The following is a 13,145-nucleotide window of genomic DNA, read 5'->3' as shown; positions in this document are numbered from 1 at the left end:
CCAAGCAAGTTGTACTTTTGTGGCCACAAAACTCCGTTTCGTACTCACAAAAGTAACTTGCCGAATGCTGACGCATCGGAGCGGCTGGCCGCTGTTTCGCATGGCGAAAGATGGTCCGGGAAACCTAACCACCAATGTATCCAAGTATGAAGAATCAGAGAACCAAATACATCAAGGTAAGAATGACACCGGAGGAAGTACAACAGTTTAAGGAGAAATCTGCCTCCTATTCATCCGTGAGCCATTATATACGCTCGGCACTGACAGAGTATTCAAATATCGGAACCAAAAGACAGCTCGAACTGATGAATGATCTCGGTCTGTTTTACCGCAAATATCAGAATGAACTTTCCTGGGCTGGAGGAAACCTTAATCAGTCGGTTAAACGTGCCAATGAGCTTGCGGTAGCCGGATTACTCGCACCCAGCTATATCCAGGAGGTTCTGTTACCAATTATCCTCGAAACTCAGGAAACATTGAACCGAATAAAGAAAGACCTTGATTCTCTGACACAGAAAGCTGTCAGAATCTGAATTGCAGACTACACGGTATTCAATCATTTCAGATATTATTATAGTATAACCATGGATTAATGAGCTTGAAGTATTTCGGTTACTCAGTCACTTAAACCATGATAAATTAAGATTCAATATGATAGCAACCATATTACCGGGAAGTACGAACTTCCATGCTGTCGGTTACAATGAACATAAAGTCTCGAAAGGTGTTGCACGGCTTATCGAGATTCAGAATTTCGGTTCACTCGGAACTTTTCACAAACCTACCCCGAGTGAGCTGGTCGGTTATCTCCAGAAGTACAGTTCACAGAACAGCAGAATCAGGAAACCGCAGTTTCATGTGGCCATATCATGCAAAGGACACGAAATGTCGGAAGATGAGTTGCTGGATTTTGCACACCAGTATCTCAAGGAAATGGGATACGGAGAATCCGGTCAGCCGTTGCTTGTTTACTCCCATTATGACACGGAGAATACCCATCTTCATATCATCACTTCGAGAGTGGCACCTGATGGAAGAAAGATTCAGCACAGCCATGAACGCAGACGTTCTCAGGAAGTCATAGACCGTATTCTTGGAAATGACAGGAAAAAGAAAACAGAAAATGATATTGATGCTGCCAAACAATATATATTCTCTTCCTTTGCCCAGTTCAAGGCAATAATGGTTTCCATGGGCTATGAGGTTTATCAGAAAGATGAGAATGTATTCGTCAAGCATGGTGGAAAAGTTCAGAAGGAAATCCCTTTTTCTGAAATAGAAAGTCTTTTCAAGAGCGGTTATCGGGAAAGGGCTCGTTGCCGTCAGCTTAGAAGCATATTAAAGAAATACCGTGATGTAAGTTCAAACAAGGAGGAACTGCAGAAGGAACTGAAAACGAAGTTCGGTATTGATATTGTGTTCTTCGGCAAGAAGGATACACCATACGGATATATGCTCGTTGATCATGCAAACAAGACCGTCATTCATGGTGCAAGAGTGCTGGCTGTAGAGGAACTTCTGGACTTTACTACTCCTGAAGAACGGTTCAACCGAATTGAGGACTATATTGATCGGTTACTGACACTAAATCCGAAGATTACCCAGGGTGAAATATACAGTAAAATCAGGAAGCAGCGTGCCTATATTAAAAAAGGTATCATCTATTTTGATGGCCAAAGCCGTCCGTTGAAATCTTTTATGGCAGAAGCTATTGACCGTAACAACCGTATAGCCATGGTAGAAATGTTCAGCCCGGCTACTGAGTCTGAACGGGATTTGCTTTGTAAGATTTTCAAGGTTTCCCGGACAGATTTGGTGGACTTGTCTCTAGAAAGAACACACTATTATACTGATGCAGTGGATTGTTTGCGTGAGATATTCAGTGATGATACTGTAACCTCGGTCAAAAGCCAACTTCGTGAAGAGGGCTTTATTATACGTCAGGAAGAGGATGCAACTTATGCCATAAATTTCAATCAGCACATCATTATAAATCTTACTGAAGAAAACTTCAATCTTGAACGGTTAAGAAAACCAATGACACAGTCTGTCAAGCAATTGGATAAACACAAGCGTCTGCAAAACAAGAAGTCCAACGCATTTCTCTCAGGCAAAGGTAAATTGCGTGATTTTGGCGGTGGAAGCCACAGCGAGAAACGTGAGTGGGAGGTTGGACAAAAAGAGAACTATAATGATATTGACAATGACAATTATCCTATGAAGAGATAATGTATCTTTTACTCTTCCTCTACAATTATTGTTTTATGAGAATATATCTTATGAGTTAATACAAGTCTCTTCTATAGACAAGACTTGTATTAACTCTATTGGCATTAGAATTAATTAACTCACAAATCATTTACATCCTCGTAAAGTTTGACAAGATGTCTAATAGACATATCAATTAATGGCTCGTACATAAAACTATTAATATGAATACACTCAGGAGTCATCATATTAACACGCTCAAGTATTTTTAATACTGTATTTTCTGGTAATCTGTTACGCATTTTATCTATCCATTTGGTCGTCTGATTCTCTCCTGACTGTAATGATTCTTCAGTCTCTCCTAATGATAAAAGTTCACGTCTCATATAAGTCTCTGCTTTAAGACGAATTGCAATAGATAATACAATTTTATCTTCTATTTGGAGTTCTTCTGGTTTTTCTTTATTGATGATTTTTCGAGCTTCATCATAAATTATATCTATAATCTTTGTTCCGGTTGTAATATAATTATATTTTTTATTCTTTATATGTTTGCGAATAATATTATCAATGTCAATATCAGTAAGATTATTAGTTCGATCTAATAAATGAAGACAATTGGTTAGCGTCATAAAATCATTGTTTTCTTTTCCATTACCATCATCATAATCACTACCTTCTGTATATTCCACTATATTGCGAACAAACGGTATCATACTAATAAAATTGCAAGTATTAGTATGTTTTATTTCATTATCAAGGGGGGTTCTCATTATATATGGACCCCTATGTAATGATATATTACCTTCTTTTTCTTTTGTTGCCATAAAGAATTTCTTTATACGAAGTCTTTGAGTAGCATTTCTGTAAAAGTCAAAATTATGAGTCAGAAGTATTATTTTAAATTTATCATTACAACTGTTAGATATATCGTTAATATATTCAATTATAGCAAATTTATTTTGATAATCAAAAGAGTCTGATATATCATCCAATACTATTAAAGATTCTTCATCTTTCTCTTTTCGTGCTTCAATTTCAAAAATCATTTGTAATATGAAAAAAGCTCTCATTTCTCCTTTAGAAAGAATCTTCAATATTTCATCCCTTGATTGTTTAATATCTTCACCAGTTTGTTTCTTATATACAAAAGATAATTTAGGAGTCTCTTGTTTCAAAATAATATCTTCTTGATTATCTATTCTAGCCTTAAATGGAACATAAAAACGAGCATTGAATAAATCTACAATATTTTTCCATTTTTCATGTTCCTGACGAGCCTCATGTATGATATTCATTAAATCTTCTTTATTTGATGAATATTGTTTATACAAATCTTCCAAGACCCTTCTAGTTTCCACATCCGAAAAATAGCCAAGAAGTACATTCTTTTTAAAAACTTCATATTCTTGTAATTCTCCAAGAATAGTCATATTGTCTTTTATACATTCTTTAAATGCACGAAGTTCTGCATTAGAGTCAAGTTTCTCTAGTATTTTAGTAAAAGTAGCTTGTAATTTTTCATCGCTTTCTACTGTTTTTATCTCTTCTAATATTCTTTCATTTAGCTGCGAAAAAGACTCAATATTACTATTATCTTTAAGTTGTAACTTATGATTCACTTTAAAGAAAGAGCCATCTTTTAATCCATTACTAAGAGTTTTTGCTTGATATGTTCCGAAAGTAGTCTTACCATCTGTTGATATATGAAAGAATTGGGATTTAGTTAACAATTCATTATAACGTTGTACAAACAGATTCAAGGATGTCATATTTTTCTCTATAAAATCCTTCACAGCACCTTTTTTATCGAAGATATCATTGAACTTTATTTGATACAAAGGATAATCCGCATTATTTATTTTATCCCATAATATATCAAGGATGTCATATATACTAGAATTCTCTTTTTCAGCAAACACACTCACCAATTCTGTTTCACAATCTGTACTTTGAGATATCTTTTTATATTGCTTGATAAAATTATTTTTTGCCCCACTAATTATTTTTATTATGGTATCGTATCTCTTCTTCAAGTCTGTACTAGCCAAAAAAGTAGTTACACTTTGTGCAGCGTCAAATGTCATATCATCAGGATTAGCAACAAATATATTTTCAGGTTTTAAAACAGCCCCAGATTCTAAAGTTACATTTGATTTTACAGGTAAATCCTTGTGCAATCTATCACAAATAGTTTCTTCCAATCCTTTTCTTTTATTACTTTCCGCACGTTGACTAAGTATTTGTAAAGTTTTAGCAAATGATGTTTTCATTGTACCGTTTGGTGCATATATCATTACTGTATTACATGTCTTAAAATCTATTGTTTCTTTAAATTTTGATATACCAAAACAGTTTTCAAAGTCAAAATTTAGCTGTTTCATTTTTTTGTATTTATAAGTTAATAAATATATCTATGGTAAAGACTATTCTTTTGTCTTATAATTATATAGCCAAAGTTATAAAATATATTAATAGATTAATATTCTATTTCCATATTAATCACAATTGGACTTTAAATTGTAACTTTTTAAGTCTTAAAAGTCCAATTCCCTCAATAATTATAAACACAGTATTCCGGTTTATCAAACCCAAATCACAATTGTGTTGCACATTTCTTACCTGAAAATCTTGGTTAATACATTTGTCACAAAATCAATCAATACTTGAAATGATACAGACTCCGGTTATAGTGACATTTGCCAATCAGAAAGGAGGTGTAGGAAAGACTACCCTTTGCGTCACCTTTGCCAACTATCTGGTGACAAAGGGTGTAAGGGTTGTAGTGATTGACTGCGACTTTCAGCACTCCATCATGAAATGCCGAAAGGCTGACATCAGAAAATACGGCGAACAGGAAATGCCATACGAGGTATGGGCATACGAAGCAAACGACAAGGCAATGATGACTTCCCTTATGGAGAAACTGCACAACGATCCTGAAATTGACGTTGTGCTTATCGACTCTCCAGGCAGTCTGAAAGCGGAAGGACTGGTACCAATATTTGTAAACTCAGACATTATCGTTGTCCCTTTCCACTATGATCTGGTAACCGTTCCGTCCACAGCCAGTTTCCTAATGTTTGTTGACCGGCTGAAAAAGGCTGTCGGTGAAAGGATGAAAGCCAGACTCTTCATCATTCCCAATCTGAATGACGGAAGAATCGGCAAGCGTTACGAACTGCTTATCTGGGACAATGCAAGGGATACCTTCTCCAACTATGGATACGTCACTGCGAAGATTCCCAAACGTGCGGATATGGAACGGTTCAGCACTATGGCGGCACTGGATATGCAGGCTGCTATCGTTACACCGGTCTTTGATAAGGTCTATCAGAGTATCTACGATACACTTCAACCGATAAGGGAAAAAGAACTCAAAGGCATACAGCTGACGGAAAATCTGAATCCCAAGCCTAAGAAGAAAAAGAAGGCACAGCCGTCTGATAAAGCTTCACAGGACATTACCGGCCAATCTGAAACCAGTCCTTCAGAGAATGGTACAGGTAATCAGAACAAAGAATCAGAATAATCAGTAAACTTCAATAACCATAGCACTATGAGTAAGGATATACCGGAAATAGATGACCTGACAAGAGGCATCAATGATTCAGAACTTATATTGACGCAAGATACCGTAGGAACACAGGTTGAGCAAAGAGAAAATAATAATGAAGCACAGGAAAAGGATACTGCTGTTTCCCTTTCGGATACAGGATGCTGGAGTGACTTCATGGAATTTCTGACATCTGACGGTTCAGTAACGGATAAAACAGAAAGGCTTGTCTGCAAGCTCGACCGTGACCTTGCGGATTCACTGGACGACTGCGATATACATGGCAGGTGCCGCTCTGACCTGGTGAATGCCATCGTAAGGGCATTCTTCAAGTCATATCTGCCACGTCTGGCAGAATACAGAAGAGAAAAGAAATCTTTGTTTAACAGTTATAATCTGTAAGTTATGAAAAAGACAGACTGGACCGACAGGATGCTGGCCGCTCTTGTCGAGCTGTATCCGGTAGAGACCACAGCCTATACAGCTGCCGTTCTAAACCTGAGCGAATCGACCGTCAAACTGAAAGCCCGTGAACTTGGACTTGTAAAAATGGCCAAATCCAGATGGATGGAGCGTGCCGACTATATCAGAAACCATTTCCAGGAGTGTTCCTTCTCTGAGATAGGAAAAGCTCTTGGCATTACCCGGATGAGTGTCGGACGCATAGCCGCTGCACTCGGACTCAAACGCAGCAGTGAAGAGAAACACCTGATTTCCTCACGTATCCGTACACAGATGGTAAAGAGGGAAAGACGGCGTATCGTCTTCGGACTGGAACCGGTCACAGGTATCCGTGTCATCTCAAACAGGGCAAAGGTAAGGGTACGCTCAAACATGAAGTCAAACGGATACATCATCAGTGAGGAACACAACGTGATTTATTATACAGGCACTACGGAACGCAGGGAACGTCTGGAAAGCCGGGGCATCAGACTCGGACTGCATATCCTTCCGCTTCCGCAGGACAGTTCCGCTCTTTCATCCAACATCATATTACAACAGCCATGCAGTACGGACAGATAGTATTCCTTCTCTTCGTTGCAATGGTATTCTACTATGCGGCAATGATTTTCATGGACTTCCAAAGGGCAAAGGCTGCACAGAATGCCGAGCAGGACAGCCATAAAGAAGAGGACATAGACATATCGGAAGAGGCACGAAGCTTCAGGCCGATAAGAATAAACCGGGATGAACCTGAATCCAAAGAACAAAGTTCAGAACAGAGTAATACGGAAAATCTCGAATCAAATAATGAAAGCAATAATTCTGATGGTACAGAGAAATCTGCATCCAAATCAGAATCTTCCAAACACGTTTACCGGGAGGCCATCATGACTGACGGCATTCTGGTTGAGAATATCATTCAGGAAATAAACCGGCTGGCAGAGACCGGTACCAGTGATCTCGGTGCCGTTATCTTCAGCTGTGAGAATGCCTGATATATATACCGTTCCTTTAGTGACATCTGTTTCTTTGGCGATGAAATCCTTTAACAATTTTCAGAAATGCAGATAATAAAGAAAAATGCCCGGAATCTTACGGAGCGTTTCATCGGTTCAAGTTTTGCACAGAAGAGTGTGATGGCGGCCATTGCACTTATTATTTCCACATCAAATGTAATGGCAGGAAGCAAGGGTGCAGCAGGTTTTACCAAGGCCACCCAGGAAGTCAGCTCCTACCAGACTCCGGTATCGAACCTGATGAAGGCCATTGCTGCCGTTATCGTTCTGGTCGGTGCCTTCAACGTCTATTTCAAGATGCAGAACGGAGACCAGGACGTGAAGAAGACCATCATGCTTACCATCGGAGGCTGTATCGCATTCATCGCACTTTCGGAAGCTCTTCCGCTGTTCTTCCAGTAATCCTTACCCGGCATGACAATGAATCAGGAAGGATACCCTGTGTTCAAGGGATTGCAGAAACCGCTGGAGTTTATGGGCATACGTGGCCGTTTCCTCACTCTGGCAGCGGCAGCCATAGGCGTATCATTCGTAGGCTTCATCGGTTTCTCAATCGCTTTGGGAAAGATTGCAGGATTCATAGCCATGATGGTCATGGCACTGGTGGGACTGATAACAATCTACATCAAACAGCGTGGTGGACTCCACAACAAGAAGAGGGCAAGAGGTATCTATATCTACAGAAGCCTGAGAAAAGAACAGTAAATCACTTTATACAGTATGGCACACAAAAGGAAAAGAATTTTTGACGGACTCTATGCGCAGCTGGAGGAGACGGACGGCAATGTCGTGCTGTTCTCGGCCAGAGGCGAGCCGTCCGTTATCTTTGAGATAACCAATCCGGTCCAGCAGCTCTGTACGGATGCGCAGCAGTACATGCTGTTTCATGACGTGCTATCCAATATCCTTCAGACCATCGGTGAAGGATATGCACTGCAGAAGCAGGATATTCTGTGCAGACAGGCATATCACCATGACGTGCCTGATGATGCGGAGTTCCTGACAAGGAGTTATTTCAGATACTTCGAGGGAAGGGAGTTCACAGAGATAAGGACTTTTCTTATCCTCACTCAGGAGGCTCAGAGAAGCCAGTTCATCCAGTATGATCCGAAGAGATGGCTCGATTTCCATGCCAAGGTATCAAAGACGGATGATATTCTGACGGAGAAGCATATCCGACACAGGAAGCTCAACAAGGAGGAAGTCAGCGAATACTGCCACCGTTTCATGGCATGCCAGTTCCGGCACGGACCGTTCTCGATGACCAACTTCAAGGCTTCGGACGAATATCTCAGGACAGGTGACCGGATTATCCGTTCCTATCCGCTGGTCGATATTGACGAGATTAATCTGCCTTCCATGGTAAAGCCGTACACGCAGATGAACATCAACGGATACAGTATCGCAACCGACCTGCTTTCTTTCCTGACCGGCGTCCCCTACTCGGACTGTGTGGTGTTCAACCAGGTCATTCAGATACCGGGACAGAGGAAACTGCTGCGCAAGCTTCAGGCCAAGGCGAAGCGTCACGGTTCCATGCCGGACCCGAGCAACCGTATTGCCAAGGCTGACATTGAGGAAGTGCTGGACAGGCTGGCCGTTGACAGTACCATGCTTGTGTACTGCAACTTCAACATTCTGGTGAGCTATCCGCCTGACAAGGTTACTCCGGTAACTTCCTTTCTGGAAACAAAACTGTACGAGTGCGGTATTATGCCGTCAAGGACGGCCTACAACCAGCTGGAGCTTTTCATGGACAGTTTTCCCGGTAACGGATATGCATTCAACCCGGACTATGACCTGTTCCTGACTCTCTCTGATGCAGCACTGTGCTTTTTCTTCAAGGAGCATCTGAAGGAATCCGAGGATACACCGCTGACCACATACTACACCGACCGTCAGGGACTGCCTGTCTGTATCGACATTACCGGCAAGGAAGGCAAAAAGAAAATGACGGACAATGCCAATTTCTTCTGTATCGGTCCTTCAGGTTCCGGCAAGTCCTTCCACATGGAGAAAAACAGGACAAAATAAAAGCAAGCACTTGTAAAATTCAGTGTTATAAAAACCTGATTTTCAACTAATATGTTTTAACAGACGAGAATTTTGGCTATTGGCGTTTAGTCCTCATTGGAGTAATTTTGTACCACAGTTGTACCTCACAAGAGGGGTCGCACGGTTCGACTTCCTTTCAGCAGCGTGCAACAGCGTTCAACAATGTGCAATTTAATTTCTTCGATGATGGACCGTCAAAATGAACACAAATTAACAGGTCAGCCCGACTTCGGTTGGGATATGCCAAACAAGCCGTTCCTCACCATTGGGGAGGTGGCGGACATACTGCAAGTGAGCAGCCGCACCGTGTATAACCTGATTTACAAGGGTACGCTACGGGCTTGCAGGATTACATACCACATCACGCTAATCACCAAGGAGGATTTCTTTCTGATGATTAAGGAAACAACCTACTGCAAGCGGAGCGTTTCACTATTCGCAAAGCAGAGTAAAAAAACAAAGAAGAAAATGGAAGAAGAAAGACAGGACATAGGAGAAACCAACACTTCCCGACAAGAGGGGAAGAAAGGAACAAAGGGCAGCCCGACCAAACGGAGGCTCATTCCGGCGGCAAACTACAAGCAGTCCGTTCGTGACACATTTACGGACAGGGAAAGTGTCGGCGGCGACCTTTATACGATGGCGGAGATATGCCAAAAGTTCAATTATACCTACGGACGGTTTTACAACCTCCGTATGCGGTACTCAATACCGTGCATCAAAGCCAACTCCACCAAATGTTTCCCGAAAGCGGAAGTGGACAAGGCGATGGCGGAAGAGGACGAGCGGTTGGGCAACAACCTTACGGAACATTGGTATTCGTGCTTCGACATCATGCGCCTGTTCGGGCTGGGCAAGACCCAAGTCCGCAGGTTCGCCCTCACGCACGGGGTACGGACAAAGCGCATACACGGCAACCGCCTTTACTACCTGAAAGCCGACTGGGATGCGGCACGTAAGGAAGCGGAGCGGAAAAGCGCAAGCACGAAAGCCAAACGGGAAGAATAACCATTTATAACCAATTAAATACACAACCGATATGACAAACATTTGTACGAAAGTGACGGTCAGGAAACGACCTATCAAGAACGGGCAGTTGTCACTATACCTTGACTTCTACCCACCCATCAGGCACCCGAAAACGGGCAAGCTGACAAGGCGTGAATACCTCGGTATATACATCTATGCCAACCCGACAGAGAAGTTTGAAGCTGAGTTCAACAAGACCATGCTCCGCAATGCGGAACTTATCAAGTGCAGGAGGACGGAAGCCATCATCAACGAGGAGTTCGGTTTTCTCGACCGCAACAGGGGCAAAGAGAGCTTCTTGGAATACTTCCGCTCCAAAATGGCGGACGATGACAATTTCAGGAATTGGAATGTAGCCTACAAGCACTTTGAAAAGTATTGCGGCGGTAGCTGCACTTTTGATGATTTGACCGTGGAATACTGCCAGGGATTTCTCACCTATATGCTCTCGCTTACAACGCAGAACAAAAGCAAGATGATGGCATCCACCGCCAACAACAACCTGAACAAACTGAAATGTGTCCTGCGCCAAGCCTACGAGGAAAGGCGGATAAAGGAGAACATCGCCCCACGGCTGAAACACGCCAAGGAAGCCAACACAAGGCGTGAGTTCCTGACACTTGACGAGGTGAAGATGCTTGCGGACACGCCTTGCGAGAAACCTGTTGTAAGGTCGGCGGCTCTGTTCTCTTGCCTTACAGGATTGCGCATCAGCGACATCATCCGTCTGCAATGGGAGAACATCATCAAATCGGCGGACGGTGGCTGGTGTATGCATATCGTCACCAAAAAGACAAGGACGGAAGCTGTGTTGCCATTATCGGATGAAGCCCTCGCCCTCTGTGGCGAGCGTTCCACAGGGCAGGTGTTCAAGGGAATGACACAAGCCTTGCTCCCCTTGTATCTCAAAGATTGGATAAAGTCGGCAGGCATTACGAAGCACATAACCTTTCACTGCTTCCGGCATACCTACGCAACCCTGCAACTCGCCGCTGGTACCGACCTTTACACCATTTCTAAGATGCTTACGCACAGCAACGTGGCGACCACACAGGTTTATGCCGATGTGGTGAACGACCTGAAGCGCAAGGCTTCCGAACAGATTACACTCAAATAAAGACTACAGCTTATGGATAAAATCACGTTTGAACAACTGCCGCAGGCTGTTTCCCTCCTGATTGAAAAGGTGGGGCAGCTTGCGGACAAGGTGGACGAAGCGTTGGGCAAAGCCACACAGCAGAAAGGCAAACGCCTGCTTGCCTTGGATGATGTCGCCGCCTTGCTCGGCAAGTCCGCTTCCACCATTTACGCCATGACATCCGAGAAGCGCATACCGTACCACAAGAGGGGCAACAAGCTCTACTTCTTCGAGGATGAAATCATCGGATGGATTGAACAGGGCGGTACATCGGGAACAGGCAGCGAGGAAGAGTTTAACAGGCGGCTTGAAGCCTTGCGCAGCGGCAAGAAGCACAAGCCAAGTTCTTTACAGACAAAGCAGACATTATGAGAAAAGAGGACTTGATACCCGTCATTGCAAAGTATGACCCGATATTGGCAAATGCGGTCAGCCGAATGGTTGACTACATCCAAGACCGATGGGCAGCACCGTACCCGTCCAAAGAACAGACGGAAGCGGTGAACGCCTACCTCCGTTCCGTCCATGCGGACGGCGGCGGCACGATGAGCGAAACCGACATTGCCCACCGCAGGATTGCCACGCAGAAGATAACCATCAATGCCATCCGTGTGCTCGACCATGAGCAGCTCGACCGTTTGCAGGATGTGCTGAACCACATAGCGGCGGACAGGGAGTATTACATGCCCGAACTGCGGCAAGGCATTGGCAGGTAGCCGACCATTGTAACACCTATATATCATAGATTATGGATAAAGACAAACAGACCGTACATTACTGCACCATCCTTTCTGGCGAGCAGTGGGATTTTATTTTGGAGGGCAGATTTTCCGCCCAAAGGCAAAGATGCCTGCACAGGCTGATGACCCATGCCGTGCGGACAAAGACCGTTTGTAACATCAAGGGCATAGAAATCGCCTTGGAGGTGGGAGAAGTCGCAGCTTCCGATGTGGAACTTGCGGAATACTTGGGATGCAACCGAAAGACCATCGGCAAGCTCATTGACTGCTTTAACAGGCTCGGTGTGCTGACCACCCGAACCAATAACCGAACTTCCATACACACCCTGCATTTCCTCACAGGCTGGTATGTCGGCGGTGTCCTCCTGACCAATCCCCATTATGTCAGACCATCGGCTAATGTCAAAGAACATGCAGACGGCAGACGGACACCATCTTCCGATGAAAGGTTGCCACAGAACGGGCAAAGTTTTATGTCGGATAACCGCCAATGCCGAGAGCAGGAAGCGGACACCACGGAAAGCGGTGCAGCAGCCCTTTCTTCTTCCCTTTGTTCGTCTATGTTCTCTGACCGTTCCGCTGACAGGCAGGACGGCAAGGACAATGCCGACCATCCCCGTATCATAGACAGTGGGGATGCGATGCCTGACGGGAACCACACAGAGAGCCACAATGAGCCGCAAGACGGCACGATTGGCGGTGCAGATGATACCGACACAGGCACGGAAGATTGACGGGCGCAGAGGGCGGATTTCAGCGGTACTCCGTTGTCGTGGCGTGAATGAATGGGCTTGCCCATATATAGCCCACTATAACTTCTCCGCTGCGCTCCGAAGTTGTGGGCTCTCCCGAGGGGCTTAGGACGCTGCCCTAAGAACCCGGCAAGGACTTTCAGCCCTGTGCAACCCGACCAAAGAGTGACCCCCTCTTTGGAAACTCCGCTTAGTGGCTTCCACCCC

The 13,145-nt window shown here is 43.7% G+C and carries 14 protein-coding genes and 1 pseudogene; 14 read left to right on the top strand and 1 reads right to left on the bottom strand.

Annotation, left to right across the window (positions count from 1 at the left end; all coding sequences use genetic code 11):
- The first annotated feature begins 146 nt into the window (after nucleotides 1–146).
- Nucleotides 147–533, top strand: a complete 387-nt coding sequence (locus OCV82_RS09720) for a plasmid mobilization protein (RefSeq protein WP_115648925.1) — start codon at nucleotides 147–149, stop codon at nucleotides 531–533.
- Nucleotides 534–651: 118 nt separating this feature from the next.
- On the top strand, nucleotides 652–2,229 hold the full coding sequence (locus OCV82_RS09715) for a relaxase/mobilization nuclease domain-containing protein (RefSeq protein ID WP_115648706.1): 1,578 nt from the start codon (nucleotides 652–654) through the stop codon (nucleotides 2,227–2,229).
- 119 nt (nucleotides 2,230–2,348) lie between these two features.
- Here the strand turns inward: OCV82_RS09715 and OCV82_RS09710 are convergent, their stop codons facing one another.
- Nucleotides 2,349–4,592, bottom strand: coding sequence for an NRDE family protein (locus OCV82_RS09710; protein WP_154044219.1), 2,244 nt, complete (start codon nucleotides 4,590–4,592; stop codon nucleotides 2,349–2,351).
- 287 nt (nucleotides 4,593–4,879) lie between these two features.
- On the opposite strand from OCV82_RS09710, the gene OCV82_RS09705 reads away from it, so the two are divergent.
- The 12 genes and pseudogenes from OCV82_RS09705 (at nucleotide 4,880) to OCV82_RS15195 (ending at nucleotide 12,920) form a co-directional block, all read left to right on the top strand.
- The gene (locus OCV82_RS09705) at nucleotides 4,880–5,740 is read left to right on the top strand and encodes a ParA family protein (protein ID WP_115648704.1); all 861 of its coding nucleotides are present in this window, start codon (nucleotides 4,880–4,882) and stop codon (nucleotides 5,738–5,740) included.
- Between the two features lie 27 nt (nucleotides 5,741–5,767).
- Nucleotides 5,768–6,166, top strand: a complete 399-nt coding sequence (locus OCV82_RS09700) for a hypothetical protein (protein WP_115648703.1) — start codon at nucleotides 5,768–5,770, stop codon at nucleotides 6,164–6,166.
- A gap of 3 nt (nucleotides 6,167–6,169) precedes the next feature.
- A complete protein-coding gene (locus OCV82_RS09695) occupies nucleotides 6,170–6,787 on the top strand; it encodes a MarR family transcriptional regulator (RefSeq protein ID WP_181900023.1) in 618 nt (205 codons plus the stop codon).
- Nucleotides 6,769–7,203, top strand: coding sequence for a hypothetical protein (locus OCV82_RS09690; RefSeq protein WP_154044218.1), 435 nt, complete (start codon nucleotides 6,769–6,771; stop codon nucleotides 7,201–7,203). The genes OCV82_RS09695 and OCV82_RS09690 overlap by 19 nt, the downstream gene beginning before the upstream one ends.
- A gap of 66 nt (nucleotides 7,204–7,269) precedes the next feature.
- Nucleotides 7,270–7,626, top strand: coding sequence for a DUF4134 domain-containing protein (locus OCV82_RS09685; RefSeq protein ID WP_115648701.1), 357 nt, complete (start codon nucleotides 7,270–7,272; stop codon nucleotides 7,624–7,626).
- 12 nt (nucleotides 7,627–7,638) lie between these two features.
- Entirely contained in the window at nucleotides 7,639–7,929 is a 291-nt protein-coding gene (locus OCV82_RS09680) for a hypothetical protein (RefSeq protein WP_018711097.1), read from the top strand.
- A gap of 15 nt (nucleotides 7,930–7,944) precedes the next feature.
- Nucleotides 7,945–9,237: pseudogene (locus OCV82_RS09675) on the top strand (TraG/VirB4 family ATPase); the annotation flags it as partial.
- 228 nt (nucleotides 9,238–9,465) lie between these two features.
- Nucleotides 9,466–10,287, top strand: coding sequence for a helix-turn-helix domain-containing protein (locus OCV82_RS09670; protein ID WP_149874217.1), 822 nt, complete (start codon nucleotides 9,466–9,468; stop codon nucleotides 10,285–10,287).
- A gap of 31 nt (nucleotides 10,288–10,318) precedes the next feature.
- Nucleotides 10,319–11,425 carry a site-specific integrase gene (locus tag OCV82_RS09665; protein ID WP_149874211.1) on the top strand — a complete coding sequence of 369 codons (1,107 nt, stop codon included), beginning with the start codon at nucleotides 10,319–10,321 and terminating at the stop codon, nucleotides 11,423–11,425.
- 12 nt (nucleotides 11,426–11,437) lie between these two features.
- On the top strand, nucleotides 11,438–11,818 hold the full coding sequence (locus OCV82_RS09660; RefSeq protein WP_138274651.1) for a helix-turn-helix domain-containing protein: 381 nt from the start codon (nucleotides 11,438–11,440) through the stop codon (nucleotides 11,816–11,818).
- Complete coding sequence (locus OCV82_RS09655) at nucleotides 11,815–12,162, top strand: hypothetical protein (RefSeq protein ID WP_138274652.1); 348 nt, start codon at nucleotides 11,815–11,817, stop codon at nucleotides 12,160–12,162. Before OCV82_RS09660 ends, OCV82_RS09655 begins: the two co-directional genes overlap by 4 nt.
- 32 nt (nucleotides 12,163–12,194) lie before the next feature.
- Complete coding sequence (locus tag OCV82_RS15195) at nucleotides 12,195–12,920, top strand: hypothetical protein (RefSeq protein WP_149874212.1); 726 nt, start codon at nucleotides 12,195–12,197, stop codon at nucleotides 12,918–12,920.
- Nucleotides 12,921–13,145: the final 225 nt, after the last annotated feature.

Source organism: Bacteroides cellulolyticus (assembly GCF_025567135.1).
Taxonomy (GTDB): domain Bacteria; phylum Bacteroidota; class Bacteroidia; order Bacteroidales; family Bacteroidaceae; genus Phocaeicola; species Phocaeicola cellulolyticus.
Note: the sequence above shows the minus strand (reverse complement) of the source record. Positions and strands in the feature narration are given on the sequence as shown.